This is a genomic window from Oscillatoria sp. CS-180 (genome assembly GCF_028330965.1).
GTDB lineage: Bacteria > Cyanobacteriota > Cyanobacteriia > Phormidesmidales > Phormidesmidaceae > Halomicronema.
In genome coordinates, this window is sequence record NZ_JAQMUB010000042.1 from 43,336 (window position 1) to 69,956 (window position 26,621).

A 26,621-nucleotide genomic window follows, 5' to 3' on the forward strand; every position below is an offset into this window, starting at 1 on the left:
GTCTCCAACAGGCCATTATCTTAAAGAAGGAACGCAATTATCTCACCCACATCATGACTGACTCAGTAAGACGCATTTGTATTTTAGGTGGAGGCTTTGGTGGGCTTTACACGGCTTTACGCCTCAACTCTCTGCCGTGGAGTTCCCATGAGCCAGTCGAAATCGTGTTGATTGATCAGCGCGATCGCTTCATCTTCGCTCCTTTACTGTATGAGCTGGTGACTGGGGAATTAGCAACTTGGGAAGTAGCCCCCCCCTATGCAGAATTGCTTGTCGGGACTCAGATCCAGTTTGTTCAAAGCAGTGTTGAATCGATTGATCTGGCTGGCAAACAGATTCAGTTGGGCATAGGAGAAACACTGGCCTATGACCGCTTAGTGCTCGCCTTGGGCGGTGAAACGCCCATGAATATGGCGCCGGGGGCTGCAGAACATGCGATTCCCTTCCGCACGGTTGAAGATGCCCACAAGCTTCAGGATCAACTACGACAGCTAGAACTGTCGGACGCAGAGAAAATTCGTGTGGCGGTTGTAGGAGGCGGCTATAGTGGCGTCGAGCTGGCTTGTAAAGTTGCAGATAGATTGGGCGATCGCGGACGTGTTCGTCTCATCGAGCGGGCCGACGACATTTTGTTGTCATCAGCAGAATTTAACCGCCAAGCAGCTCGGGATGCCTTGTCAGAGCGTAACGTGTGGCTCGATCTAGAAACTTCCGTCGAGACCATTACGGCTGACTCAATGACGCTGACCTACCGAGAGCAGACGGATGAGCTACCTGTTGATGTGATCCTGTGGACTGTGGGAACCCGCGTTGTCCCCCTGTTGGAATCCCTCGATTTACCGCGCAACGATCGTCAGCAGATCAAAGTAGACACCACGCTTCAAGTTGTGGATTGTCCTGACATCTTTGCTTTGGGTGATTTAGCAGACTGCAAAGACGCTTCAGGGCAGCAAGTTCCCAACACAGCGCAGTCAGCTTTACAACAAGCAGATTATGTTGGTTGGAATATTTGGGCATCTTTAACTAATAGACCCTTGCTGCCGTTCCATTACCAGCATCTTGGGGAGATGATGACTTTGGGGATCGACAACGCTACCCTAACAGGTCTAGGTTTGCGATTAGAAGGACCTCTAGCTCACGTCGCCCGGCGACTGACTTATCTGTATCGGATGCCTACGGTCAATCATCAAATCCGAGTTGGCTTGAACTGGATTCAGCAACCTTTGAGAGATCTACTATCGGTTTAGCGATCGCATGCAACAACCCAAAGTTATTTTCGTAGATGCTGTCGGGACCTTGTTCGGGGTGAAAGATAGTGTCGGTACTGCCTATGCTGACATTGCTCAGCGTCACGGCGTCGAAGCGGACAAGGACGCTTTGAACACAGCCTTCTTCAAGCACTTCAATGATGCTGAGTCGATGGCTTTCCCAGAAGCCGAGCCAACGGACGTTCCGGCTCAAGAATATGCTTGGTGGAAGGCGATCGCCGTCGAAACATTTGAAGAAGTCGGCAAGCGTACTCAGTTTGATGATTTCGAAGCCTTTTTTGCCGATCTGTATGCCTACTTTGCTGGGGCAGACCCTTGGGTCGTTTATCCCGATGCTTATAACTCTCTAGAACGGTGGCGGGCTAAGGGTATCGAGATTGGCCTTATCTCTAATTTCGACTCGCGTATCTACACTGTTTTAGATGCGCTTGCCCTAGCCGATTTCTTCAAGAGCATCACCATTTCAACTGAGATAGGGGCCGCCAAACCTGATCCTATTGTCTTTGCGGCTGCTCTACAAAAACACAATTGCCAAGCTTCTGAGGCATGGCACGTTGGTGACAGCTACACCGATGATTATGAAGGGGCACAGGCTGCTGGAATGCGCGGCATCTGGCTACGGCGTCCTAGCACGTAGCAAACTCAGCGTAGACAAGATGACAAGCATCCAGAGACTGGGGAAGGAGCAAGTCCTTTCCCAGTCAGCAATTTTTGCGAGTCAGTTGTAGCTGTCGACTTTTATGCAAACTTTGGCGTCCTACTGCACGTTAGTATTTCGAGCGAAATCGTCAAGTCCTTCTATCCAAGCCATTTCTTTCTCAGACAACTCAGGCTTGACAGCTTGAGAGTAATCGATCGCTAAATCGAACCGGGCACGGGTATAAGTAGTGTTCAAAAGCTCTTGTAGAGGAACAATCGGCTCCAAGTCATTAGAATCAAGGGGAATCGGAAAACAAGGAATTGGGGTAGATAGCTCGAACTCATACAGCTCAGCTTCAGGTCTATCAGCGCTCCGGCTAACTAAGATGCTATAAGATCCCTGGGCCGAAGGCGAGATGGGTAAGGGATCGCCTCCTCTCAGTAGATCAACTTCAACCAGGTTTGTCGCAGACGATAAGATTGCCTGGCGTTTTGTTTCGTAAGCAATCCTCCCTGCCCCAGCTCGCTTATTGGCAGGAGACAGTAGTTCCACAACACAGACAACTTTGTCCGTTGACAGGAGTCGTACCTGCAAAAAGCGCTCCTTAACTTCGGTTAGCATGGGCAATGTGACGCGCCGAGGTTCTACAAGTTGGACTGTACTTTGTGTCGATGGGTTGGTCAGTTGCTTCCGAGACAATGCGGCCACATCTGCAATACCAATCAAGGATGCAGATTCTGTACTGGCGTAGATACGTTCTTCAATGGAAACTCGGTACTGGGGAGCAACTTGAGGCGTAATTTCATCAGCGATCGCAATAATCAGCCGATTGTGAACTTGAGGCCACAATCCTGGCTGTTCCAAGTAAGGATTCATACCCGGAAAAGGATTTTTCATGAGCGCGATCGCACTTTCAGCAGACGAGCATTAATGTGTTCCAGTGTAGCGAAGCCCAGCTGAAGATTACGAAAGAGCAGGGCGTTCCGTACTAGTGGTTCATTTGGCGTCTTCGGAAATAGTCATTAGGTCCTCTTCCACCTCAAGCGTATCAAGGGTACTGCGGAGAAGGCGGTTTTCGTAGCGGCGATCGCGACGCCTGCCCTTAGCTCGCCCAGCCCGCTTAGCCGTACGCTTGTCAACAACAATTTCATCTAGGCTCTGAGCTTCTTCCCAATCCTGAAAACCAGCCTGCGGTGTTCGCTTTCCCATCTTTGGAGTCTGAATTCTGAGCGTCTCTTTGAAGAAGTGTAAACTTTTTCCTCTGAAAACGCCTTAAAAACCGGATTAACAGGTTACACAGACTACCAATTCCTTTCCTGAAAAGACTGAAATCTGTACACTATCAATGATAAGCAGTCATTCATCTTTGTTTCTATAAAAACATGTCTGTAGTTAGCCAAGTCATTTTGAACGCCGATGATGAGTTGCGCTACCCCACCCTTGGCGAGCTGAAGAGTATTCAGGCCTACTTAGCCACAGGTGTGCAGCGCACCCAAATCGTTCAGACTCTCTCTGAAAACGAAAAGAAAATTGTCGATAAGGCCAGTAAAGAGCTATGGCGTCGTCGTCCTGACTTTATTGCACCTGGCGGCAACGCATTTGGACAAAAGCAACGAGCTTTGTGCCTGCGAGATTACGGTTGGTATCTACGCTTGATCACTTATGGCATTGTTGCAGGTGACAAAGATCCCATTGAAAATATCGGCTTGATTGGAGTGCGTGAAATGTACAACGCTCTCGACGTGCCAGTTCCTGGGATGGCAGAGGCAATCCGCTGTTTGAAGGAAGCTTCCCTTGACCTATTGTCTGAAGATGATGCGAAGGAAGCAGAACCTTACTTCGACTACATCATTCAAGCCATGTCGTAAGTCCAAGCTATCGCTGTCACTGGTTCCGTTAGGACAAGTCAGCAAGCCATCTGACTATGCTTTCAGGCCTTAGATGTCGTTGGAGGCAAAGTCCTAGAGGGCTGAAGCTATTTTCAACGGGCTAAACGCGACGCATTGTGTGCATACATAGCAAAATCTAGGGGCAGTGGTGTTAACCACTGCCCCTTTTTGGAGGAAACCTAGCAATGGATTTTCTAGAGCGCCTTGAGACGGCCCAACGCATTGGTAAGGTCGTGAAGTCAAATTCTCACTGCGACTATGTGATTCAGGTGGACGATGGTCATGACGTTGTGACCCCGCCTAGCCCTGAGAACTATGGGTTTGGACAGTTTGTCGCGCTAGACGATGGCGATCGCCATTGGGCGGTTGGTTTGGTTTATAACTCTCAGCTTGTCAACCCCATGTTTCTCAGCAATGGTCCTCGTTTATCAAGCGAACCTGACCCCATCTTTACGCCTGACCTCATCAGTGAGACCCGTACGCTATTGGGGGTCGTTTTGGTCGGCAGCCTCAAAACCGAAGCCGTCGATACAGTGTATGGCGAACACGGCATCCCCAAGGAGGTCGTCCCCGTGAATACCAACGTCTATAGCTTGGATACAGCTACAGTTCATCGATTTCACTGTACTCAAGAGGGTCGTCCCCAATTTTGCTATTACAGCCATCTGCTGCGGTCAGGGGGACTGTTCGCGGCCCAACTCACGCAACAGGTCCTTGATGAGTTGATCAACAGCAATCTTTTTGAGGGCGTAGACCAGCGAGCATTGACCGTGCTCTGCAAAGAACTGTCTTGGAAAAACACGATGGGAGCAATGCGATAAAAAAAATCGGCAGGACTCCCGTGACCTGCCGATTGGTGTGTGTTCCCTGTAGATGACTCGGCTAGAGTTGAGTCAATATCAGTATGTTTGACTAAGTAATTTCCTCCAAGGATGCATGTCACCCGCTCAAGTGAGAAAAGTGATGCGATCGCGTGATCGTTCTCACCATTAAGCGTATTGCTTTACGGATCAGGTCGCTTCAACGTGGGCTATCGGACCATCCCAGCCTTCTCACCATAGAGTGCACAATGTTAAAGGACAGGCTGCGCCAATGCGCAGTCATGCACCTGTTGCTAACACGTTCAGCAGCGTAGTGTTGCTGCCAACACCCACGACACTACGCCTCTGGTGAGGGAATCGTAATATCGACCTGAGTCACTTGCTGGTCTGGGCTTAAAGTCGTTAGTGGTGGCTGAATTTCGGTAGCATTCCCAACCACCAGCACAACTAAATCTTCCGGCTTGAGGTGAGTTTGAGCCGCTTCTAAGACCATTTCAGACGTTGTATTAGCCACAGCCTCGCGGAACTGAAAAACGAAATCCTGAGGATAGTCATAGTACTCATAGCGCACCAGACGAGACAGCGTTTGTTCAGGGCTTTGGAAATTGAAAACAAAGCTGTTGAGAACAGAATCTTTGGCTCTAGCTAGTTCCTCAGTAGAAACAGGAACCTGACGAATTCTGTCAATCTCCTCCTTAACCGATTGAATGAATGGAACGGTCGCGTCTGATCGCGTCTGTCCCCCACCAATAAAAATACCGTCGTAATCGTAGCGGGCTGCCCAGAAAGCATACACCACATAGGCTAGCCCCTGGCGCGATCGCACCTCATTGAACAGACGGCCACCAAAGCCATTAAGCACTTCATTCATGACCGACATCGCCGGATAATCTTCGGCGCTGCGCTGCCCCCCAATGTGTCCAATCTGGACATAGCTCTGGGAGAGTTGCGGCTGATCGACGAGAAATATGCCTGTTTGGGCTTGGTCAGCGGTAGGAGCCGTCGGCAGGCTGGGCGCATCTGCGGGCGCTTGCCAATTACCGAATGCCTCTGAGATCAGCATTTTCATCTGCTCAGGGTCAATATCGCCTGAGATTGCTAATATCGTTTGATCAGGACGGACTGAGGCGTTGTAAAACTCAGTAATGTCATCCCGCGAGACATTGTTGAGCGTGCTGTACTCATAGGTGCGGGCATAGGGACTTTCACGGCCATAAACCAGCTTACGAAATTCACGCGAAGCGATGTCATCAGGATTATCATTGCGGCGATCAATCGAGCCACGATATTGGTTCTTCAAAAACTCAATACGGTCAGGGGCAAAAGCTGGCTGCTGGACGACATCTGCGAACAGCGCAAAGACGTCCTCCAAATCTTCGGTCAGCGTATTAAAACTAGCAGCACCCGAATCGACATCAACAGACGTTTCGACAGACGCCGCTCGTTGCTCCAGGGCTAGGTTCAATTCCTCAGCCGAGTAGGTCTCGGTACCTCCTAGACGCATGGCGTCCCCCATAATGTCGCCAAGGCCCGTTTGGCTATTAGGAACCAGTCGCTCTCCGGTCCGAAACGTGGCACTACCCGTAACCAAGGGCAATTCATGATCTTCCATGAGATACACGACCAGGCCATTGGGTAATTCATAGCGCTCATAGTCTGGAATTTGCAGTTCACCGAGAGGCGGAAATTCCAGTTCGGTGTAGTGACGAGCAGTGCCAGCGGTAGCAGGCGATTGCCAGCTCAGAGCAAGAACGCTCGCTAACGTCAAAATGCCCAAGAGAAAAGACATCCAACGGAAGCGACGAATCATTTTGAAGGAGAAGGACCCACGCATAGCGACAGTGTTGATAAGGGGTTAACAGAGAAAGACGGAAGAGCGATCGCTAGGATCCCTCAACAGGAATAATCTTGCCGACTGTTCGATTGTTGGCCTGAAAGGTTTCTTGAGCAACTCGTTGAATATCCTCAACCGTAACCGCCTCAATATCTTTCAGTTCCGTGAAAATATTGCGCCAGGATCCCGTTTTGGCCTCATATTCAGCCAGTAAAGCCGCCATTCCGGCATTAGAGTCTAGCTGCCTCAACAGTCCAGCCCGAGCCTGTGTCTTGACTCGATCTAGCTCCTGCTCAGAGACCGGCTCGGTTTTGAGTTGTTCAAGCTGCTGATGAATTTCCTCGCCGATTTGGTCCGGTGCCACATCAGGAGCCGTGAGTCCATACAAGATCAACATGTTGGGATATTTGTCGCCCGGAAAGCCGCTGAATCCTCCAATATCCAAGGCAATTTGCTGGTCTTCAACCAATTCTTTGTAGAGGCGCGATGTTCTGCCTCTGACCAAAATTCCTTCGATCATGCCGTAGATAGTATGGTCAGGGTGGTTAATTCCAGGGCGGTGATAGCCCTCCAAATACCAGGGTTGAGACGGTAGCTCCAGCGTAAATTCTCTAGGAGACTGTTGAGGCGGCTCTTCAATGGTCACTTCAGCAGGCAAACTACGGGCGCTGAACCGACCAAAGTAGGTTTCTGCCATCTCCTGCACGGTCTCGGCAGCGACATCACCAACGACAATCCCAATCAGGTTATTCGGCCCATAGTAATTATCGAAAAAGCCTTGCACAGTATCACGAGTTGCTACGTACAAGTCTTCTTGATAGCCAATAATCGGACGGCGATAGGGATGTTCTTCGAAGGCTTCTTCTAAGAAGACTTCAATAAGCTGACCAATGGGAGAATTATCAACCCGCATCCGCCGCTCTTCCAGGATCACTTCTTTCTCTTCGTAAAATTCTCGAAAGACAGGTTCTAGAAAGCGTTCAGACTCTAAAGACATCCACAGCTCTAGTTTGTTGGATGGCAGGCTGTAGAAATAGCGGGTCGCGTCAGCACCGGTGGTGGCATTGAGACCCACACCTCCGGCCTGTTCCACAATTTGACCATACTTGTTCTGCTCAACATACTGGGAGGCTTGTTGACGCAAATCTAATAGCTGCGATCGCAAGGTCTCTGCTACTTCCGCCTGCCCCGCTGCTTCAGCTGCCAACAGTTGATCGAAAATAGCATCCATCTCATCAAGCAACGCTTTCTCAGCTGCGTAATTCGTTGTACCAATTTGCTGAGTTCCTTTAAAGGCCAAATGTTCTAGGTAGTGGGCAATCCCTGTTGCGCCATCGGCCTCATTGACGGCCCCAACATCGGCATACAGCATGAAAGAGACTACAGGGGCTTGATGGCGCTCTAGCACGATGAATTTCATGCCGTTGTCGAGGGTAAACTCGCTGACTTGCTCTGCAACCCGATCAAGATAGGGCTGAATTGAGGTGGTCTCGGCGGTCGCTTCTCGCCCTAAAGCCGCCGTCGGCCAACCAAGTAGAGTCGAACAACTTAATACCCCAACAACTAGTAGCGACAGAATGGGTCGCCAAAACTTGCCTGAAGGTAAAGGTCTGTGAAAATGTATCATTGCGATCGCCCATCACCATTCCATAGTCATTTCAGCACATGAATTCCATTCATGACCATTTAAACAACCCAATTCTTGGGAAGATGCAACTTTTTCTGATGGAGAAGAGAATTTAATTTGAGGTTTGCAACACACCTTGCTCTTATTTTGCCTTCGCGCGTTCTAACCCCTGTGTGTAGTGAAGAACGTTGTTTATATAATGACGTTAAAACTAGACTAGGCGCTGAACTACAGCGTCTTCGTTGTCGCTCGGGTAACAGTGCGCTGCATTGCACTTAATTGATAGCACTTGAGAGGTATTCCTTGGCTCAGGCCGTAGAACTTTCCAGCCTTGCACAGTGGGGACGCCGCCTATTTGCAGCAGTCATGCTAGGTGGGCAAGTGGTTATTCATCTGATTTCCCGCCCTATCCATAATCGCAATACCATTGATCAAATGGCTGCTGTTGGCCCCGAATCACTGATGATTGCTCTGCTGACAGCAAGCTTCGTAGGAATGGTGTTCACTATTCAAGTGACGCGAGAATTCCTAAATTTTGGCGCCGGGACTGCTGTTGGCGGGGTTCTGGCTCTGACGCTGGCACGTGAGTTAGCACCTGTATTGACAGCAGTGATTTTAGCCGGGCGCGTGGGTTCAGCATTTGCTGCAGAAATTGGCACTATGAAAGTGACGGAGCAGATTGATGCCCTACAAATTCTGAAAACTGATCCGGTTGACTATCTTGTCATCCCGCGAGTCGTTGCTTGTGCCTTGATGTTGCCCGTTTTAAGCCTGCTGTCTTTCATTACAGGCATGACGGGCGGCTTTATTATTGCAACCAATTTGTACGGTATCTCGCAAACCGTTTTTGTGAACTCAGCCCAAAATTTTTTGTCTATTTGGGATTTGGTCACCGCGATTATCAAAGCGTTTGTGTTTGGCATTTTAATTGCCGTCATTGGATGTAGCTGGGGCTTAACAACGTCTGGTGGTGCTAAGGGTGTGGGGCAATCCACAACAACAGCGGTTGTAACGGCGCTGCTGGCTATTTTTATCAGCAATTTCTTTCTGTCTTGGCTCATGTTCCAAGGGACTGGAAGTGCCGTTATCGGTAACTTTTGATTCTCATATAACTATCGTCAGTTCCCCTAGTTCAGTTGAGCACAGGGAATGATCATGGTTCAATCAGTTATCGCTATGATTCTGAAAACAGTCTTGCAGAGGATGTCATGACGACACTGACGCTAATTCTGGCTCATGTTGAAGCAGCTCATCAACTAACTAGACTGCTGGAAACACCATTGAGTACCGGAGCGATCGCGACCGGTATGGCGATCGCAGTCGCCTTGGGTGCTGTTCATGCTCTCTCCCCGGGTCACGGCAAGGCGCTTGTGGGAGCTTACCTCGTGGGCAGTCAAGGAACGCCAGGGGCCGCTCTTTGGCTAGGAATCACGACCACAATTACCCATACCTTGACAGTCTTCATCTTAGGTTTGACGACACTGATCACGGCTCAATACCTTGATCTGGATCAGATCTATCCTGTCTTAGGGGCACTCAGTGGATTGACGATTTGTTGGGTTGGGTTACGGCTACTGTGGATTCGTCTCCGTGCAGGCAGCACTGAACATCCTCACGCCCATCCTCATTCTCATAACCACGACCATACTCACGATCCTCCTACCGACTGGCCTTCTCTTCTAACGATTGGAATTTCTGGGGGAATAGTGCCATGCCCAGCAGCACTAGTTTTGCTGCTCAGCGCGATCGCACTCCATCAGGTGGCCTATGGACTAGTCCTGATCAGCGGATTTAGCCTCGGTCTAGCCGCTGTTTTGACAGGCTTGGGATTAACAGCCGTCTACGCCCGCCGTTGGTTAGAGCAGATGACAATTGCAGGCGATTTAATCCAAAAACTCTCGGTACTCAGCGCCGCTATTACAGTTTGCCTGGGCCTAAGCCTGACAACAGTAGCCATTATGGGCTAAAGTCACCTAAAAAATTTCCCCATAGGACTAACCCAGAGATCTACGAGGCAGTAGATCGAGTCAAACTTGCGTCGTCCTACGGCCTTCTCTAGGCCATATCCCAAGCGGCAATTAAACCAAAGAGAATAAATAAAGTACCGCCTAATCCTGCGAGCAGTCGCTCTGAAATCCGTCCAGCAATTAGCTTGCCGCACGCGACCGCGATCGCTGCGCACACTGCATGCCCCAATGTTGCCCCTGCCACAACACCCACTGGATGGTGAGCCGCCGCCAGTGTCATTGTTGCGAGCTGAGTGCGATCGCCCCACTCAGCCACAAAGGTCAGACTAAACGCCTCTATCAAAACACTGCCTATCGTCCACCTCACCACGCCTTGCTCTCGTTGCTCAATAGCCTCTAAAGCCTCTTCCTGTTCACCAGACAATCCCATCGGCGCAGATAATCGACTCGCATCATATAAAAGCTTGATACCGCAACCCAAAAAAAGAGTAATGACTAACGCTTGAACATAATGTCGCGGCAAAAGGGTTGCTATTTGCCCTAACAGAACCGATAGAATCGTCATCAAGAATAGAGCAGCTGTGACTCCCAAAAACACCCAACGGCGAGGGTGTTTCATCGATAAAATGGCACCAATAAAAAAAGTCTTATCACCCAATTCTGACAGTGTAATCAGACTGAGTCCGGCAGTAAAGCCTGTCAGTATAGTCATATCTACCTCTCAATTAAGTAACCATTGAGCAGGCTTGACGGAAAACTCAAAAGCCCCCACCAAGCCCATCTCAACTAGTGGACTCGGTGAAGGTCTCGCTAACAAATCACTTGCAACTTGCAACTTGCTGCCTGAACCAGACTCATCGTCAGCATGTTGATTCAGACACATTGACCTTCACAGAAAGTCAGAGCTACTCCCCTTCATTAATTGCAATACTACCATGAAAAAGCCTCACAAAAAAGGCCTTTAAACTCACAACCGATTTGTTTTTTGATATTCAGCCAGCCATTTTTACTCATTTTTAATTCATATTTGAATAACTTCGAATCAAGGTTTTAATACCCGCTTTCAGGCTTTAAAAGCGATCGCTTTCAAAAGACTGTAGTCAAATCAAGGGTTGATCTCAACCCCCGAACCAGTAAACAAGTAGAGCGGTTTTCCTGCCCTTTGATCTATCTCTTCCCACCGAAACATTGCAATTTGCAATACAGTCTGAGGTACTTTGACAAGATAGGTTCAATCTTTACGTCAAAGGGACTCTACGATGACATCGGCTAAGTCACCGCGCCATAAGCACATTGTTCTGACCTCTCACCCTGGGCAATCTGGCAACCAAGCATGTCCTATTCAGTGGGGGAAGCCTGATCCCAACGAGCGAGGCCCTGTTATTGCAACGTTAGGGAATCGCTCACATCGCAACGCAATTGGGACGCATTCAGGCGGCTATGCGGTTTATCGAGCACTGGCGATCGCGAGCGGCAGTTTAGAACGCGACCATCGCGCTGACCTAACCAATACAGCACCAACGACGGCGATTGGCCCTCACCCGAGTTGGGGTGATCCTCACAAAATTGTCTCGCTTGATCCCTTTGGTGCCCTTGACAACGGCCTATTCTCAGACCTTCGGGCACAAGGCTATGACATTCGTCCTTCGATCGCCATCACAAAAGCTCACATCAACTTGCCTGAACTCCAGGAAGCCGTTACGAAGGGACGCCTCAACGTTGATGGCAAGATTTTGAAGCCTGGTGGCGAACTGGTTGTGACAAAAGCGGCGATCGAACCCGTTTGGCACTTACCGGGTATTGCCCATCGATTTGGCGTGGCTGAAAGCGATTTGCGTCGGACTTTGTTTGAACAAACCGGCGGGATGTTCCCAGAATTAGTGACGCGCCCTGACTTAGAGGTTTTCTTACCGCCGATTGGTGGACATACGGTTTATATTCTGGGCGATCTTGACGCTATTACTGATCCAGAACGGCCTCTAGCCGTTCGCATCCATGATGAATGCAACGGCTCTGATGTTTTTGGCTCCGATATCTGTACCTGCCGCCCCTATTTAGTACACGGCATTGAGGTCGCTCTGACGACAGCTCAGGCAGGCGGTGCCGGAGTCGTTATTTATGCTCGCAAAGAAGGCCGGGCTTTGGGCGAGGTGACTAAGTTCCTGGTCTACAATGCTCGCAAGCGACAGGAGGGAGGCGATCGCGCTGATACTTACTTCGCTCGTACGGAGTGCGTTGCAGGCGTTCAAGATATGCGTTTTCAAGAACTAATGCCCGATGTGATGCACTGGCTAGGAATGACTCGCATTGACCAGTTCGTCTCCATGAGCAATCTGAAGTACGATGCCGTTACTGAATCCGGCATCGAGATCGTAGAGCGCGTCACCATTCCAGAGGACCTCATTCCTGCAGACGCTCAGGTCGAAATTAACGCAAAGAAAGCCGCAGGTTACTATACCGAGGATGACGTTCCTGATGAATCCGACCTAGCACAAACGATTGGTCGGCAATATGAGGATGTGCAATGACGCCCGACGAACACACTGCGATCGCTTATCTTCGTCAGCCTCAGGCCATTCGCGAACGCTGCCACGACCTTTTCGAGCTATGTCAGGCGGATCAACTCGACCATTTTGCCTGCGATCTGGCTCAGCTAGACCCCGTTGCAGACTACGTGATTAAGACAACGCAGCAGGACTATCCTAATTTCGATGTCCCTTTCCATAGCCGTTGGCGTCATTTCGATACGGATGGCGTTTCCCGTTTGCCTGCGCTGAATGCAGCGTTATCAGGTTTGTTGCTAGAAGAGGCCGCGCGATCGCGGTTGGACCTAGCCATTATCAGCGTCTTGCTAGATGCAGGCGCAGGCAGCCAGTGGCGCTATTACGACCACGATGTCGATCAAACCCTGAGTCGTTCCGAAGGGCTGGCTGTCGCGAGTCTTCGCGCATTTCAAAAAGGACTTTTCTCGTCTGATCCCAAAGCACCCTACCAAGTCGATGCCACCGCGCTGCAAAAGCTCACTGAAACCGATCTAGCTGCCATCTTTCAGGTCACTGCTGACAATCCCCTAGTCGGACTGTCGGGTCGCCTCACGCTGCTCCATCAGTTAGGTGAAACGATTGCCTCTCAGCCCCAGCGCTTTGGTGATTACTGTCCTCGACCTGGAAATTTGTTGGACTATTGGCAGTCTGCTTTTGGTCAAACGCTGGATGCTGGAAAGTTGCTGACAGACGTGTTGGAGAGCTTTAGTTCCATTTGGCCCGGCAGAGTCGCGATCGCTCAAACTAATCTGGGCGACGTTTGGCCCCATCCGGCACTACCAGAGACTGATCTCGGCTCCAATTTAGTGCCCTTGCACAAGCTTTCTCAGTGGCTCACTTACTCTTTGGTAGAACCCTTGCAGACAGCAGGACTCACCGTTCAAAATCTCAATGCCCTAACAGGATTAGCGGAATATCGCAACGGGGGTCTGTGTGTCGATCTGGGACTGCTGATTCCGAAACATCCTGCTGTCATCAAAGATGCTCACCTGCCAAGTTCACCTATCGTGGTTGAATGGCGAGCACTAACGGTAATGATGTTAGATCGGGTAGGCGATCGGGTTCGCACCCAGCTCAACAAAACGGCTGATGAACTCCCCCTGATCAAAATCCTGCAAGGCGGCACCTGGACAGCTGGGCGTCGTATTGCCAAACACCTCAGGCCTGAAACTGGGGCACCCCCCATCACGATTCAAAGCGACGGCACCGTTTTCTAATCCTTGCCCGCTTCTATTGCCCCAGATTTCTCTAGATCACAAGACTTGCCCATCCGTGTTTAATGCCGCTGGGGTTCACTGGGTTCCAAACCGCCATAAATAGCTCACTATTTTGTCCTGAACGCACTACAACCCCCAGTCTGCAAGCCACAGCAATCTCTCTTCAGCCAATAGCGCTCTGAACATGGCCTTGATAAGGCTGCTAGGTAACCCTTTCCTGCTCTCTGCTCCTCAGACCCTTATTTTTTAACCCCTTCTATGAACAACTCTGTGACCCTGATTGACCATCCGCTGATCCAACATAAGCTCACGCTAATGCGGCAAAAAGATACCAGCACTGCTAAATTTCGCCAGCTTCTAGGTGAGATCAGCATGTTGTTGGCTTATGAGGTCACCCGCAGTATGCCCCTCGAAAAAGTTCTCATTGAAACGCCTCTAGCCTCAATGGACGCCCCCGTGCTGGCAGGCAAAAAGCTCGTTCTCATCTCCATCATGCGGGCCGGACAGGGGATTCTAGACGGCATGTTGCAGCTCATACCTTCAGCTCGTGTTGGTCACATCGGTCTCTATCGAGATCCCAGAACCCATATTCCAGTGGAGTATTACTTCAAAGTGCCAGACGACGTTCACGGACGAGACATGCTGGTGGTTGATCCCATGTTAGCCACAGGAAACTCTGCCGTCGCTGCTGTTTACCGTCTTAAAGAAACTCTCCCCCAGTCCATCAAATTCGTTTGTCTCCTCGCCGCCCCTGAAGGTATTGCCCATTTTCATGAAGAGCATCCCGATGTTCCCATATTCACCGCCGCCATTGATGAACAGTTGGACGATCAGGGTTACATTCTGCCGGGATTGGGGGATGCGGGCGATCGCATGTTCGGCACCAAGTAAACGGTAGGTTTAACAAAGCCCCAATGGCGAGACATTAAACCACCCCCAAAAGCCACCGTCATGATTGCCCTCCACCACATCTCTTTCGTTGGCGCTGAACGTAGTTTTGTAGCGATTTCGTAAGACCCATGTCGGCGTGCTCAGCGAGGCGATCAAACTCGCGACGAAAATGGGCAGCGACGGTCGGATTGCGGATAATCAGGAGGTCTTCATCGTTGTTGTGATTAGCAGCGGCGCTCCAGTTATGGGAACCGATGATGACCGTGTAGTCATCAATGAGCGCGAACTTATGATGCAGTTTGTCGCCCTCTGGTAGGTTGGGCGTACCCACCTGAGAAATGGGAACCGTCCACGGTCGATTATTGGCTTCGTATTTGCAGCGGTGATCAGGAACAGCAGTACCGAGCATATCTAAAGCTTCGCTGTAGCTGCGGTAAATAAAATTGCGATCAACCAGCGCTCGGACAGCAACACCCGCCTGAGACTTCTGAGCTAGGCGATCGCTAATCCCCTGGTCCGAAAATACGAACAGTGCTAAATCAATACTGCTGGTCCCCTGAGCTAGCATTTGGCTAATCAAACCATTGACGCTTTGCTCCCAGGGCTTGCTCTCAGACACGGGGGAAAATTGCACAGTTATTTGAGCACCCGGCAGGCTGATGGTGCGGGGCGATCGCAGGGGTTTCTGTAAGCCAAACAGACTGTCCTCTTTGCCCTGAGGTCCATCTCCCCACATCATCTCGAACTCATCTTCTAGGACAGCGGCTAACTCAGGACTGTCGATCTTGAGTAAAGCGTTGGCATTGCCTCGGCTTTCCTTATGGGCAAAATCGCCGTGGATGCCGCTTAACGTCCAGTTCGCAGACCCCAACAGCACAGTTCTGCCATCCACCACCATGAATTTGTGGTGCATCAGACCGCTCCCTTTGGAACCGTCAGCGGTATCGTCCAGTAACGGCACATCCGCTTTCTGAAGAATGCGAATTGCGTCGCCTTGATCCAATTCTTGAGCAGTGATTCTGCCATCCCGATTGGCATCAATGAGCTGCTGTCGCTCTGAATGTTTAGCTTGCTGATAGTCATCCAGTGGCGCGGATTGAAAATCGGCTAGGGGACGCCAGACGCGGTTGTACTGATTTTCGACAATGACCCGAACCGTGACGCCAGAGCGGGCACGATCGCGCAGGGCGACGGCAATTCTCGGCAAGTTAATCTCTTGAACCGCAACATCAATAGAGGTTGTAGCAGTCGCGATCGCCGCCACAATCACCTGTTCCAAATCATCGCCGTGGCGTTGAATTCGACGATAAGGATCACTATAAGCATTTGCCCGGGATTGATTGAAGTAGACCTGTATATAGGGATCCTGCAGCAGAGGGTGCGCGAGCGACAGTTGGGCTGAACCCACGAGCCAGTGGTGAAAGCTGAGGGCTAGCACCACGCCAATTACGGCGATCGCGATCCACTGCCCTTTTTGACGAACCATAGAATGCACAACCTAATGACTGTATTGATTGCGTCTATTGCGCCCAGCGTAAATCTAGGGATAACCTCGAAAGATTACGGAAATTTGTCGAGCAGTCTCTCAAGAACTCACGTTCCTACGCTAGACTTTGAAACCGCAAGGCACGAACCTTGCAAAATTGTCAGTCAACACTGGCACAGATAAGGCGATAAACCGTCGTCTAAATTGCGGAGTTCTGTGGTAGGAAACATCGGATTGCGATTTGATTGGCTAGTTCCGAGTCTTGGCATAACGAGTGCTCTGATGTTCACTCTGCCAGCAGAAGCCGCTCAGCTTGAGTCTTGGTGGTTTGATGCTCGCGAGAACCAACTCGTTTTTACGACTGATAGCGCTGTGCGACCTAGGGCACAAATGGTGTTCAATCCTACACGGATTGTGATTGACCTACCAGGAACAACCTTAGGACGCCCACCGACGAATCAAGCGATCGGGGGTGCCATCCGAGAGGTAAGGTCAGGGCAATTTGACGCTCGAACGGCACGATTAGTCATTGAACTCAGTGCTGGCTATACGGTAAATCCTCGTGATATTGAAGTCCGGGGCATACGAGGTAATCGCTGGGTTGTGCAGCTACCCCAGCCTGAGGTCTCTGAAACCGCCCCCACTGCAAATGCTGGCAACTCAGTTACAGGCGACTTTTCGAATGACGCCACAACGTTTCTGTCAAACGTACGGGCAACTCCTGATGGTTTCTTTGTCCGCACCAGCGGGCAAATTCCGACGATCAACTTAGAGCGACGGGGCGATCGCGGCGAGGAACGTCAGATCATCATCGATCTGTTCAATACCTCAATTTCGCCCTTTTTGGATGCCGAATCGCTACCCCGCAACCGCTACAGCGTTAGCCGATGGGATATCACGCAGGACAATCAAAACCTGACGACGCGAATCGTGATGACACTGTCTCCCAACAGCCCGGATTGGGAAATCACCCCCACTAACATCGGTAATCAGAAGGGACTGGTCATCATTCCACCCAGTGGTGTTTCTATTAGCTCTATTCCAGATCGCCCTCAAGCTGTTGATCCAACCATTGCGGTGCCCCCTAGTTCGCCGCCGCCCGCAATTCCCCAACCCTCTCAGCCGCCAATCCTGCCACCCAGCGTCAACAACGGACGGATTTTAGTTGCCATTGATCCCGGTCACGGAGGCCGTGACCCTGGTGCGGTTGGCATTGGTGGACTGCAAGAGAAGAATGTGGTCTTTCCTGTTTCCATGCGCGTAGCTGAACTTTTGCGGGAGGCTGGCGTTGATGTTGTGATGACCCGTACGAGCGATCTCACATTGGACTTGGAGCCGAGGGTGGCGATCGCCAACAATACCAACGCCACTATTTTTCTCAGCATCCATGCCAACGCCATTAGTCTTAGTCGTCCCGATGTTAATGGGGTTGAAACTTACTACTATTCTGAAAGTGGACGACAGCTGGCCAGCATCATCCACGCTAACGTTCAGCCCGCCTCTGGACTCGGCAATCGCGGCGTCAAACAGGCTCGTTTTTACGTCCTCCGCAACACCGCAATGCCCGCTGCCCTCCTTGAGTTAGGTTTCGTCACCGGCGCTGAAGATGTCGTGAAACTCCGAGATCCGGCTTGGCAAGAGCGCATGGCCCAAGCCATCACGCGCGGCATTTTGCAATACCTAGAACCGTATCGGCGGTAGGTGAACGGAAAGTGTTGCCCTCAGCAAGTCCAGTCGAGTACAGGCTTTGTTAAGCCTGGATTTCCTTGATACATTACCCGTGAAAGGCACTGCGAATCTTAAATTTGTGTTTCCTTCGGTGGACTTCAATTCAGCCTGCTTCTGCTTGTCCTATGCCGTGACAACACTTCAAAGGTTTGAATCGAATTCACTATCTTATGCAATGCTGGGGTACGCCCTTGTTTGGCAATAGTGATTTGATAGGCACGTCTATGGAAGACAAGTTTATGCTGATGATTCCGGGGCCGACCCCGGTCCCCGAGAGAGTTTTGCTTGCCCAAGCCCAACACCTTATCGGCCATCGCAGTGGCGAATTTAGCCAACTCATGGGTGAAGTTGTTGAGGGACTGAAATGGCTTCACCAAACTCAGAATGACGTGCTGATGCTGTCGGCTAGCGGCACAGGTGCGATGGAAGCAGGCATCATCAACGTTTTGAGTGTGGGCGATCGCGTTTTGGTTGGTAGCAACGGTAAGTTTGGTGATCGCTGGGTCAAGGTTTGTCAGGCCTTCGGTCTCAAAGTTGATGTAATCGAAGCGGAGTGGGGTAAGCCGCTAGATCCCAATGCTTTTAAGGCAGCCCTCGAAGCCGATACAGAGAAAGCGATTAAAGCGGTTTTGGTGACCCACAGTGAGACCTCTACGGGGGTCTTAAATGACCTGCAAACTATCGCTGCTCACGTTAAGACCCACGGTGAAGCCTTGATTTTGGTTGATGCTGTCACCAGTCTGGGGGCCTGTAGCGTTCCTGTAGACGAGTGGGGCTTGGATGTCGTTGCTTCGGGATCTCAGAAAGGCTATATGATTCCGCCGGGGCTGGGCTTTGTCACGATGAGCGATCGCGCTTGGCAAGCCTATGAGCGGTCCGACATCCCCAAGTTCTATTTCGACTTGGGTCCTTACCGCAAAAGTGCGGCGAAGAACATGACGCCTTTTACGCCACCTGTCAGTCTGTTTTTTGCCATTCAAGTCGCCCTTAAGATGATGCAGGACGAGGGACTGGAAAATATTTTTGCTCGCCATGCCAGACTTCAGCAGGCCATCCGTGAGGCAATGAAGGCTTTAGGGCTACCGCTCTTTACGGCAGATGATGTCGCGAGTCCGGCGGTGACAGCAGTCATGCCCCAGTCAGTAGAGGCTGAGCAGATTCGCTCTGTCATGAAGCAGGAGTTTGATATTGCCTTGGCGGGCGGACAGGATCATCTCAAGGGCAAGATCTTTCGCATAGGCCACCTCGGCTTTGTTAGCGATCGCGATATTTTGACCGCAGTTGCTGCCTTAGAAGCGACACTGGCAAAACTTGGCGCGAACGGGTTTACGCCTGGTGCCGGTTTGATGGCCGCTCAATCGGTTCTCACAGCTGCGTGATCGCTAGGGGCATGGCAGTGCTATGCCCCTCTCTGTCTGTTGGCTTAGCCTATTCTTAAACAGCCCTGCTATCGTGCTAAGAGAGGATATTTACTGAGGAGGACGACAGATTATGGGCGTTTTGGGGCGTTTAGCTCGAATCGTTCGTTCTCAGGTCAATAGCTGGGTCCAGGAGTCAGAAGATCCCGAAAAACTGTTAGACCAGGCAGTCAGCGGTATGCAGTCGGATCTGATTCAGCTGCGGCAATCAGTGGCTCAGGCGATCGCGACCCAAAAACGAACTGAACGGCAGTGTCATCAAACCGAAACTCTTGCCCAGGAATGGTACAACCGTGCTCAGTTGGCTCTACATAAAAGTGATGAGTTGACAGCTCGTGAAGCCCTGGCTCAGCGTCATGCCTATTTGAAAATGCTCTCTCAACTCGAAGGTCACGTCAGCGATCAAAAAACAGTGATCGGCAGACTCAAAACTAACATGAGGGACTTAGAAGTCAAAATTGCAGACGCTCGCACTCGCCGAGACATGTACATTGCTCGTGCCCGTTCTGCTGAGGCTTCCCAACGAATTCAAGACATGATTGGACAAGTTAGCAGTCAAAACTCCATTGGGGTATTGGGGCAAATGGAAGATAAAGTGCTGAATTTAGAGGCTCAAGCTGACGCCATGGCAGAACTAAATCAGACACTTGAAAGTCAGTCCTTAGACAGTAAATTTGCCGCTCTGGAGCAATCCGAAGAAGATGCTATTGAAGCTGAACTAACGGTCATGAGAGCGCAACTTCCGGAGAAGTAATGCCCTGAAAATCTACTTTTTACGATTTTTTCAATAAAGTCATTGAAGACTTCTTACTCGGATAGTTTTGTATCTCTTTTGATAACTTCTACGGATGGCATAATGGAAGAATATAGACATCGTCGCTATCATGTGATCTCTTTAGTCAGGGATCCCTAGATCAATGGGTTAGGACATGCCGCCGTAACTTTTGATGTCTCTTTTACGTTAGAATCGCTTACCGCTGAATAATGTCCATAGGCATGGGGACAGTTTTTAAGCACAAGCTTGAATCATTGCATCAACTTTCTCGCTGACTTATGAACCAGTGCAATGGTAGATGTTTCGGATTCTCGGTAGGCAGCAGGTGCATCTGGGTGGTTGCTTGTAGCTAAGCTACTGATACGAGCTGATAAGCGATCGCCAGCGATTAGAATTCTCCTACAGGTTTGGATTATGGGTGGTGAAGCCAGGACTGCTCATCAAAAGCTCTACATCAATGTCATGGAGCTATTAGTTGCTGAAGAGGTGTCTCGTCAGCTAGACAATCTACCAGAGCGCGTTTCCAAGTATATCAAGCGCATTGAGGTAGAAACGTTTGCGCTGAATCGGCTACCGTCCCTCTATGCCTCCAGCGAAAAGGGGTTGCAACATCAATATGAGCGTGCCCAGCGTGAACTCAAGCCCCAGGTCCTGAGCGCGGTACGACAGGCATTTGCTGCAGTGCAGGTTGATCCTATTCGCCTATCTCAGCCTCTACAGCTCAACCAAGAAGAAGAAGCTGTCTTACAAGCCCTGAGAGAGTTCTTAAAGACTCCTGATCTGACCTGGAAATCAGCTCTAAAAGAGATTCAGAGGCTGCAATATCGTCGGCGTTCAAGCCGGAAGCAATCGAGCATACCACCACCGCCTCCGCCTCCACCGCCAGAGAGAAGACGCACGTATCCGACCGAACCGCCGCAAGATGACCCTGATCACGATACAACCTGGCGCCCTGGAACCTATGGCAGTCGTCTGAGCTGGCGGCCTCGCCATCCTCACAGCGGTTCAGAAGATGGAGGATTTGGAGAAAACGCTCGCTAGGCGATGCATTAGAAAGTTATTCAAATATCCTCTGGAGAAATTTTAAGTCCAGCCAGCGATCGAACTTGTAACCGACTTGACGAAAATGAGCAACTTCTTGGAATCCATAGTGCTCATGCAGCTTCAAACTAACAGCGTTATCTGCATCGATCCCTGCCACGATCGCATGTAGCCCCATCATTTGAGCTTCTTCTATTAGTCGGCCTAGCAAGCGTTTACCGATACCTCGCCCTCGGCAATGGGGAGCCACGTAAACAGAATTCTCAGCCGTATAGCGATAGGCATCCCAGGTTCGGAAAGTCCCCAAAGCGGCAAAACCCGCAACGTGGTTTTCTAATTCTGCAACTAAGACAGGAAAGCCTCCAGCCTGCTTAGCCGCAAACCAATTCTGCCGCATTGAGAGGGTATGAGGTTGATAGTCATAAACGGCAGTGGTGTTAAGAATTGCGTCGTTATAGATGTCAAGAATTGCAGATAGATCAGACTCCTCTGCGGGACGAATCATTATCTGAGTCATGACCGAATGCCAGCCTACTGTAACTGAGCCGGTAAAGGCATCGGACGGATAGCAATGGTTTGAAGTTCATCGCCGCGTTTTATTTCCACATTAAGCGGCTGACCAATTTCGCTAGCATCGACCTGGGATTGCACATCAGCAGGCGTCTCCACAATGTTGTCACCCACTCGTTGAATAACATCACCCGGCTTCAGCCCACCAGAGGCAGCTGGCGTATCCTCCATCACACGCACAATCAAAACGCCTGAATCGTCATTAATGGCCATTTCCAGTTCACCTTCGGTGTTAATGCGATCGCGCACTTCAGGCGTCAGCACAATCATCTGAATACCTAAATACGGATGCTGAACTTCACCTTCCTCAAAAAGCTGAGTCGCAATCCGATTAAAGGTTTCGACCGGAATGGCAAATCCAAGCCCCTGAGCTTCTTTCCGAATAGCGGTGTTCATACCAATAACTTCGCCCCGATCATTGAGCAAAGGGCCGCCTGAATTACCCGGATTGATCGCTGCATCCGTCTGAATGAACTGAACTCGCTTGTCTGGAATGCCGACTTCAGAACTGCTTCTGCCTAACGCACTGATGATGCCCGCCGTAACGGTGTTGTCAAGGCCTAAGGGATTACCAATGGCGATCGCCCATTGCCCCGGAGACAGGTCTTCGGTGCTCCCAAACACAACCGACGGCATCGATTGAGCATCAATCTTAATTGCAGCGACATCCGTCACCTTATCAGTGCCGACGACAGTACCTTCAAACGAGCGGCCATCCGTCATCGTGACAGTAACCTTGCTCGCCCCCTCAACAACATGAGCATTCGTAATGATGCGACCATCGGTCGAAATAATAAAGCCTGAGCCGGTTCCTTGCTGAAAAGGTTCAGGCATTGGCATTTCATCGCCAAAAAAGCGTCGAAAGAAGGGATTTTCAAACGCTTCAGGGACACCAGCATCAACATTCTCGGCATCAATCCGCACGACAGCAGCACCGACTCGGTTGACAGCATCGGCAATGAAGTTGGGATTGGTTTGAGCGGGTGGTACTAGGGCAACCGCAGGTGGTTCAACCACTTCTGGGCGATTCAGCGCAGCTTGCACGACAGGGGCTTCTTCAGCAAAACTTTCCGTTGAGGACTTTTGTGCATTCCAATATTGATGTCCAGCCCAGCCAACGCCACAACCTACAATAAGAGTAGCGGCGGTCAGCCCAATTTGCTTCAGAGCCAAGCCCATCGCAATTCTCCCAGCTATTTGGTGCATTTTGAATAAATCTACTTTAGCGAAGATTATCGGGGAATAGGCGATCACCCCCCACTCTGTCTCTGAGGACGGTGCTTTTAGCTACGCTATATGAGGTCATGACAAAGAAAGTCAGAGTTTCCAGGTCAATTTTCCTGGGCAACTGTCTATCAGTTTGTAGGAAAGGGATGGCACGTTTCTGTCAAGAGGGGCTGTGATGAGACGCAAACTAATTCAATCTTTTTGCCATATAGGCCGCAGGATCGCTATCTACTCCACGGGGGTTGCTAGTCTGCCAGTGGTGAGTTTTTCCCTCCTCGGGTCAGCCGCGATCGCGCAAACGACCGCTGACCTTTGTCCCGTACCAGTACTCTCACGAGTTCAATCTCATCAAGTCGCATCAGGCGAAACCATCGATAGCATTGCAGCAGACTATGGCCTGTTGCCTGTGACTGTGATGGCTATGAATCCATCCGTCCAGAGAAGTGCAGTGTCGCCCGGTACGTCTCTGCGAATCCCACCGTTTAACGGGGTTGAGGTGGCTGTATCGGAGGGTCAAACTTGGCAAGACGTCGCTGCGGCTTATCAAGCCCGCGCGGATGTCTTGTTCGAAGTCAACGGCTGCCCTGAAGCCATGCCTAATCGTGTCTTTGTGCCAGGGGTTAGCTGGCTAGTCGAATCCAACTCTACCTCTGGAGTCGTAGTCGAAGAGACAAATCTGGACAATGATCCGCTGTCTGCTTATCCTCTATCGCCAATGGGGACTATCGTGAAGGGCTACGGCTGGCAGGCTGATATTGCAGTCGATCAACTGACCTTCAGCAGCGGCGTCACGTTGGAGGCAGCGATGGAAACGACGGTTTTGGCAGCAGGGAGCGGCACTGTTGCCTATGTGGGCGAAGAGGCGACTCTAGGAACGCTCATTGTTATTAACCACGACGATGGTTTACAAACCCGCTACGGGTTTGTGACAGCACCCACGGTTAGCGTGGGTGAGCAGGTAACCGCAGGACAAGCCATCGCAGCAGCAGCGCCGCAGACAGAAGAAACCACTAGCGTCTATTTTGAAGTGCGGACTAATTCTGATTTAGGGTGGATTGCCCGTGATCCTGGGGATTACATCCCAGAGTTGGCAATCCGATAAAGTAAGCGGTGCGGCCTCAAAACCCCGGCTCTTTTTCCTTAGTAGAAAACATCCTGATCCTTTCAGGATTCTGTCTTGCAGCAACTGTAGGCTTGAAAGAACTGAGCGGTTTAGTTCTGATCAAAGCGGGTTGAGGGGGATACGTCCATGGCACGGGGATTTTCGCGTCGTCATTTTCTGCAAACGGCTGGGGCTACCTTAGCGGCTCTAGGCTGGTCGCAGCGGGATGTAATGCTAAGGGGCGATCGCTATGGTCGTGCTCTAGCTCAATCAACCCCTCGCAAGCTAGCCCTGTTGGTCGGCATCAATGAATATCCCCAAGACGGGTTATTTGCCCCACTGTATGGCTGTGTGAATGATGTTGAGATGCAGTATCAGCTGCTGGTGCATCGTTTTGGATTTAACCCGAATGACATCGTGAAGCTGACGGATCAGCAGGCAACCCGCGACGCCATTCTGACAACCTTTGAAGAACATCTGATTAAACAAGCACAACCTGGTGACGTGGTTGTCTTTCACTTTTCAGGACATGGTTCCAGAGTTGTCGATCCTGATCAGGATTTCCCGGATGGCCTCAACAGTACCTTGGTTCCGGTGGATAGTCCGTTACCTGCAGGTTTTCCGCGCAGTGGCGGAGCTGTAGATGACATTACGGGCCACACAATTTTTTTACTGGGCAGCGCTATTCCCACCGAAAACTTCACGATGGTGTTGGATAGCTGCCACTCCGGCGGGGCTAAACGAGGCAATTTGATCATCCGCGCTCGGCCTGGAGGGAGCGATCTGACGATGAGCGAGGTTGAGCTAGCCTATCAGGACGATCTGCGATCGCGCCTCAATATAAGTCCTGAAGAATTTATTCGTCGCCGCCGTGAAGGGATTGCCAAAGGCGTGGCGATCGCCTCCGCTCGCCGCAATCAGTACGCTGCTGATGCTCCGTTTGAAGATTTCTATGCAGGGGCCTTTACGTTTGTCTTAACCCAGTATTTATGGCAACAAACCGGAACAACTTCCTTTAATAGCACCCTTGGTAACGTCGCTCGCACCACAACTCAGGTTTCCTTTAGTAATCAAGAACCCCAGTTCGAAACTCAGCCTGGCAGCAGTTTCGATAACGTACCGATCTACTTCACCCAGAAGGCAACTGCTCCAGCTGAAGCCGTGGTCACTAACATAGCCAGTGGCGAGGTTGAGGTTTGGCTAGGCGGCGTTGATCCGCACAGCTTAGAGGTCTTTGGTGAAGGGGCTGTTCTGTCAGGCGTTGATAATGCGGGTCAATCACGGGGACTGGTACGCTTGACCCAACGACAGGGGTTAATTGGCAAGGGTCGATTATTAGAAGAAACTACGCTGCCAACCGGATTACTACTTCAAGAGCAGATACGGGGCGTTCCTACAGATGTCACCCTGCGTATTGGCTTGGATGAGTCTTTAGGAGAAGACATTGAAGCTGCTCGTACGGCTTTGTTGGCAGCACCCCGCGTTGAACCGTTGGCTTTAGGCGATCGCGAAGTTCACTATGTGCTGGGCCGCATGACCGCCGCTTATCGTCAAGAATTGGCCGATCAACCCGGTTTACCTCTAGAAAACAGCATCGGTCTATTTTCCCAAGGGCTGGACCTCGTACCAGATTCCTACGGCAATCCTGGAGAATCAATAGCGGCAGCCGTGACTCGACTCCAATCCAAATTGAGATCGCTCTTTGCCGCTCGCATGGTCAAACTCACGCTGAATCCCGGTTCCTCTCGCCTGAATCTCAACGTCGCCATGATTCCTGAATCAGGGAATGAGGTCTATGCTCAACAGTTCACAGTTAGAGGCGGAGAGAATCAATCCGCTCCCCGTCCTGGCGTTGAGGTGCTGCCCCTCGGCACGGCGCTGCGGTTTGAAATTACAAATCAGGAAAACCGAGACCTCTATCTCAGTGTGCTAGTAATTGATTCCAGCGGCGTAATGTCTGTCATTTTCCCCAATCAGTGGGTCGCTTCGACTGAGGCCACTCTTCTTCCCGCAGGGGAAACGCTGCAGCTCCCCAATCCCGTGACTGATTCGTTCCGACTGGTAACCCAGGAACCTAAGGGGACAACTGAAGTTTTGATTGTCGCTAGCAGCAATCCATTAGACAATGCGCTGAGAGGGTTGCAGGCGATCGCAGATGACACCGGAATCAGTCGCGGCCCCCTCGGTATTAGTGACCCAACCGATGTCGTCAACGGCTTACTGGACGATATTAGTGCCACTGACAGCAACACTTCCCCATCAGTCCAACCTGTTAGCGTGACTCAGCTAGCCGCTTTGTCTATCACATTTGACGTTGTTTAACGCGATTGCTTTTCCTACTCCTGATTGTCTCAATTCTCTACCGTTCAAGAACCATGGAAAATACACCTAATTTAGATGCACTATTGGCCGTCATTGCGATCGCTATCTTATTGGGCGGTCTTTGGATGCTCATCAGCGGCATTAACAGCATGAGTGATTGATTTCTATCTAGCTTTTAGCCATCTAGGCTTGTGCACCCATTAGCATCCAGATGCTCAGCCCATCGCCAGATGGCTCGCCGTCTTGTTCCAACAG

At 50.7% G+C, this 26,621-nt stretch carries 23 protein-coding genes; 15 read left to right on the plus strand and 8 right to left on the minus strand.

Going from position 1 to position 26,621, the window contains the following annotated elements:
- The first annotated feature begins 53 nt into the window (after positions 1-53).
- Positions 54-1,247, plus strand: a complete 1,194-nt coding sequence (locus PN498_RS10180; protein WP_272062657.1) for an NAD(P)/FAD-dependent oxidoreductase — start codon at positions 54-56, stop codon at positions 1,245-1,247.
- Positions 1,248-1,254: 7 nt separating this feature from the next.
- Positions 1,255-1,905 (plus strand): HAD-IA family hydrolase, encoded by a 651-nt coding sequence (locus tag PN498_RS10185; protein WP_272062634.1) that lies wholly within the window; start codon positions 1,255-1,257, stop codon positions 1,903-1,905.
- 120 nt (positions 1,906-2,025) lie between these two features.
- Here the strand turns inward: PN498_RS10185 and PN498_RS10190 are convergent, their stop codons facing one another.
- Together PN498_RS10190 and PN498_RS10195 are read right to left on the minus strand one after the other, a co-directional pair.
- On the minus strand, positions 2,026-2,805 hold the full coding sequence (locus PN498_RS10190) for a DUF4058 family protein (RefSeq protein ID WP_272062635.1): 780 nt from the start codon (positions 2,803-2,805) through the stop codon (positions 2,026-2,028).
- 99 nt (positions 2,806-2,904) lie between these two features.
- Positions 2,905-3,117, minus strand: a complete 213-nt coding sequence (locus PN498_RS10195) for a hypothetical protein (protein ID WP_272062636.1) — start codon at positions 3,115-3,117, stop codon at positions 2,905-2,907.
- Positions 3,118-3,290: 173 nt separating this feature from the next.
- On the opposite strand from PN498_RS10195, the gene PN498_RS10200 reads away from it, so the two are divergent.
- Together PN498_RS10200 and PN498_RS10205 are read left to right on the plus strand one after the other, a co-directional pair.
- On the plus strand, positions 3,291-3,776 hold the full coding sequence (locus PN498_RS10200) for an allophycocyanin subunit alpha-B (RefSeq protein WP_272062637.1): 486 nt from the start codon (positions 3,291-3,293) through the stop codon (positions 3,774-3,776).
- 206 nt (positions 3,777-3,982) lie between these two features.
- Positions 3,983-4,618 carry a hypothetical protein gene (locus PN498_RS10205; protein WP_272062638.1) on the plus strand — a complete coding sequence of 212 codons (636 nt, stop codon included), beginning with the start codon at positions 3,983-3,985 and terminating at the stop codon, positions 4,616-4,618.
- Between the two features lie 337 nt (positions 4,619-4,955).
- Here the strand turns inward: PN498_RS10205 and PN498_RS10210 are convergent, their stop codons facing one another.
- Both PN498_RS10210 and PN498_RS10215 read right to left on the minus strand, forming a co-directional pair.
- Positions 4,956-6,452, minus strand: coding sequence for a M16 family metallopeptidase (locus PN498_RS10210; RefSeq protein ID WP_272062639.1), 1,497 nt, complete (start codon positions 6,450-6,452; stop codon positions 4,956-4,958).
- A gap of 49 nt (positions 6,453-6,501) precedes the next feature.
- Positions 6,502-8,079, minus strand: a complete 1,578-nt coding sequence (locus PN498_RS10215) for a M16 family metallopeptidase (protein WP_272062640.1) — start codon at positions 8,077-8,079, stop codon at positions 6,502-6,504.
- Positions 8,080-8,382: 303 nt separating this feature from the next.
- On the opposite strand from PN498_RS10215, the gene PN498_RS10220 reads away from it, so the two are divergent.
- Together PN498_RS10220 and PN498_RS10225 are read left to right on the plus strand one after the other, a co-directional pair.
- Positions 8,383-9,180 (plus strand): MlaE family lipid ABC transporter permease subunit, encoded by a 798-nt coding sequence (locus PN498_RS10220; protein WP_272062641.1) that lies wholly within the window; start codon positions 8,383-8,385, stop codon positions 9,178-9,180.
- Positions 9,181-9,287: 107 nt separating this feature from the next.
- The gene (locus tag PN498_RS10225; RefSeq protein ID WP_272062642.1) at positions 9,288-10,046 is read left to right on the plus strand and encodes a nickel/cobalt transporter; all 759 of its coding nucleotides are present in this window, start codon (positions 9,288-9,290) and stop codon (positions 10,044-10,046) included.
- An 88-nt stretch (positions 10,047-10,134) separates the two neighbouring features.
- Here PN498_RS10225 and PN498_RS10230 read toward each other — a convergent pair whose 3' ends face one another.
- Positions 10,135-10,758: a TMEM165/GDT1 family protein gene (locus PN498_RS10230; protein WP_334312241.1), complete on the minus strand. Its 624-nt coding sequence runs from the start codon at positions 10,756-10,758 to the stop codon at positions 10,135-10,137.
- A gap of 547 nt (positions 10,759-11,305) precedes the next feature.
- On the opposite strand from PN498_RS10230, the gene PN498_RS10235 reads away from it, so the two are divergent.
- The 3 genes from PN498_RS10235 to upp all read left to right on the plus strand — a co-directional run bounded on the left by PN498_RS10235 (position 11,306) and on the right by upp (position 14,697).
- Positions 11,306-12,574: a GTP cyclohydrolase II gene (locus PN498_RS10235; protein ID WP_272062643.1), complete on the plus strand. Its 1,269-nt coding sequence runs from the start codon at positions 11,306-11,308 to the stop codon at positions 12,572-12,574.
- On the plus strand, positions 12,571-13,806 hold the full coding sequence (locus PN498_RS10240) for a URC4/urg3 family protein (RefSeq protein WP_272062644.1): 1,236 nt from the start codon (positions 12,571-12,573) through the stop codon (positions 13,804-13,806). The genes PN498_RS10235 and PN498_RS10240 overlap by 4 nt, the downstream gene beginning before the upstream one ends.
- 258 nt (positions 13,807-14,064) lie before the next feature.
- Complete coding sequence (gene upp, locus PN498_RS10245; protein ID WP_272062645.1) at positions 14,065-14,697, plus strand: uracil phosphoribosyltransferase; 633 nt, start codon at positions 14,065-14,067, stop codon at positions 14,695-14,697.
- A 58-nt stretch (positions 14,698-14,755) separates the two neighbouring features.
- Here the strand turns inward: upp and PN498_RS10250 are convergent, their stop codons facing one another.
- Entirely contained in the window at positions 14,756-16,183 is a 1,428-nt protein-coding gene (locus PN498_RS10250) for a phospholipase D-like domain-containing protein (protein ID WP_272062646.1), read from the minus strand.
- Positions 16,184-16,465: 282 nt separating this feature from the next.
- Here PN498_RS10250 and PN498_RS10255 point away from each other — a divergent pair, with 282 nt between their 5' ends.
- From PN498_RS10255 to PN498_RS10270, 4 genes are all read left to right on the plus strand, one after another.
- The gene (locus PN498_RS10255) at positions 16,466-17,884 is read left to right on the plus strand and encodes an N-acetylmuramoyl-L-alanine amidase (protein ID WP_272062647.1); all 1,419 of its coding nucleotides are present in this window, start codon (positions 16,466-16,468) and stop codon (positions 17,882-17,884) included.
- Positions 17,885-18,135: 251 nt separating this feature from the next.
- Positions 18,136-19,290: a pyridoxal-phosphate-dependent aminotransferase family protein gene (locus PN498_RS10260; protein WP_272062648.1), complete on the plus strand. Its 1,155-nt coding sequence runs from the start codon at positions 18,136-18,138 to the stop codon at positions 19,288-19,290.
- Positions 19,291-19,402: 112 nt separating this feature from the next.
- Entirely contained in the window at positions 19,403-20,083 is a 681-nt protein-coding gene (locus tag PN498_RS10265) for a PspA/IM30 family protein (protein ID WP_272062649.1), read from the plus strand.
- Between the two features lie 360 nt (positions 20,084-20,443).
- Positions 20,444-21,145, plus strand: a complete 702-nt coding sequence (locus PN498_RS10270) for a late competence development ComFB family protein (RefSeq protein ID WP_272062650.1) — start codon at positions 20,444-20,446, stop codon at positions 21,143-21,145.
- Between the two features lie 16 nt (positions 21,146-21,161).
- On the opposite strand, the gene PN498_RS10275 is transcribed toward PN498_RS10270, so the two are convergent.
- Both PN498_RS10275 and PN498_RS10280 read right to left on the minus strand, forming a co-directional pair.
- A complete protein-coding gene (locus PN498_RS10275; RefSeq protein ID WP_272062651.1) occupies positions 21,162-21,662 on the minus strand; it encodes a GNAT family N-acetyltransferase in 501 nt (166 codons plus the stop codon).
- A gap of 14 nt (positions 21,663-21,676) precedes the next feature.
- Positions 21,677-22,894: an HhoA/HhoB/HtrA family serine endopeptidase gene (locus PN498_RS10280; protein WP_272062652.1), complete on the minus strand. Its 1,218-nt coding sequence runs from the start codon at positions 22,892-22,894 to the stop codon at positions 21,677-21,679.
- A gap of 223 nt (positions 22,895-23,117) precedes the next feature.
- Between PN498_RS10280 and PN498_RS10285 the strand changes: the two genes are divergently transcribed.
- Complete coding sequence (locus PN498_RS10285) at positions 23,118-24,044, plus strand: peptidoglycan DD-metalloendopeptidase family protein (protein ID WP_272062653.1); 927 nt, start codon at positions 23,118-23,120, stop codon at positions 24,042-24,044.
- A 147-nt stretch (positions 24,045-24,191) separates the two neighbouring features.
- Positions 24,192-26,366 (plus strand): caspase family protein, encoded by a 2,175-nt coding sequence (locus tag PN498_RS10290; RefSeq protein ID WP_272062654.1) that lies wholly within the window; start codon positions 24,192-24,194, stop codon positions 26,364-26,366.
- Positions 26,367-26,621: the final 255 nt, after the last annotated feature.

Coding starts and splice junctions, on each gene's coding strand:
- PN498_RS10260 (WP_272062648.1), top strand. CDS start 18,136: ATGGAAGACAAGTTTATGCTGATGATTCCGGGGCCGACCCCGGTCCCC.
- PN498_RS10290 (WP_272062654.1), top strand. CDS start 24,192: ATGGCACGGGGATTTTCGCGTCGTCATTTTCTGCAAACGGCTGGGGCT.
- PN498_RS10230 (WP_334312241.1), bottom strand. CDS start 10,758: ATGACTATACTGACAGGCTTTACTGCCGGACTCAGTCTGATTACACTG.
- PN498_RS10180 (WP_272062657.1), top strand. CDS start 54: ATGACTGACTCAGTAAGACGCATTTGTATTTTAGGTGGAGGCTTTGGT.
- PN498_RS10280 (WP_272062652.1), bottom strand. CDS start 22,894: ATGGGCTTGGCTCTGAAGCAAATTGGGCTGACCGCCGCTACTCTTATT.
- PN498_RS10255 (WP_272062647.1), top strand. CDS start 16,466: ATGTTCACTCTGCCAGCAGAAGCCGCTCAGCTTGAGTCTTGGTGGTTT.
- upp (WP_272062645.1), top strand. CDS start 14,065: ATGAACAACTCTGTGACCCTGATTGACCATCCGCTGATCCAACATAAG.
- PN498_RS10185 (WP_272062634.1), top strand. CDS start 1,255: ATGCAACAACCCAAAGTTATTTTCGTAGATGCTGTCGGGACCTTGTTC.
- PN498_RS10215 (WP_272062640.1), bottom strand. CDS start 8,079: ATGATACATTTTCACAGACCTTTACCTTCAGGCAAGTTTTGGCGACCC.
- PN498_RS10235 (WP_272062643.1), top strand. CDS start 11,306: ATGACATCGGCTAAGTCACCGCGCCATAAGCACATTGTTCTGACCTCT.
- PN498_RS10285 (WP_272062653.1), top strand. CDS start 23,118: ATGAGACGCAAACTAATTCAATCTTTTTGCCATATAGGCCGCAGGATC.
- PN498_RS10210 (WP_272062639.1), bottom strand. CDS start 6,452: ATGCGTGGGTCCTTCTCCTTCAAAATGATTCGTCGCTTCCGTTGGATG.
- PN498_RS10200 (WP_272062637.1), top strand. CDS start 3,291: ATGTCTGTAGTTAGCCAAGTCATTTTGAACGCCGATGATGAGTTGCGC.
- PN498_RS10205 (WP_272062638.1), top strand. CDS start 3,983: ATGGATTTTCTAGAGCGCCTTGAGACGGCCCAACGCATTGGTAAGGTC.
- PN498_RS10265 (WP_272062649.1), top strand. CDS start 19,403: ATGGGCGTTTTGGGGCGTTTAGCTCGAATCGTTCGTTCTCAGGTCAAT.
- PN498_RS10190 (WP_272062635.1), bottom strand. CDS start 2,805: ATGAAAAATCCTTTTCCGGGTATGAATCCTTACTTGGAACAGCCAGGA.
- PN498_RS10240 (WP_272062644.1), top strand. CDS start 12,571: ATGACGCCCGACGAACACACTGCGATCGCTTATCTTCGTCAGCCTCAG.
- PN498_RS10195 (WP_272062636.1), bottom strand. CDS start 3,117: ATGGGAAAGCGAACACCGCAGGCTGGTTTTCAGGATTGGGAAGAAGCT.
- PN498_RS10250 (WP_272062646.1), bottom strand. CDS start 16,183: ATGGTTCGTCAAAAAGGGCAGTGGATCGCGATCGCCGTAATTGGCGTG.
- PN498_RS10275 (WP_272062651.1), bottom strand. CDS start 21,662: ATGACTCAGATAATGATTCGTCCCGCAGAGGAGTCTGATCTATCTGCA.
- PN498_RS10225 (WP_272062642.1), top strand. CDS start 9,288: ATGACGACACTGACGCTAATTCTGGCTCATGTTGAAGCAGCTCATCAA.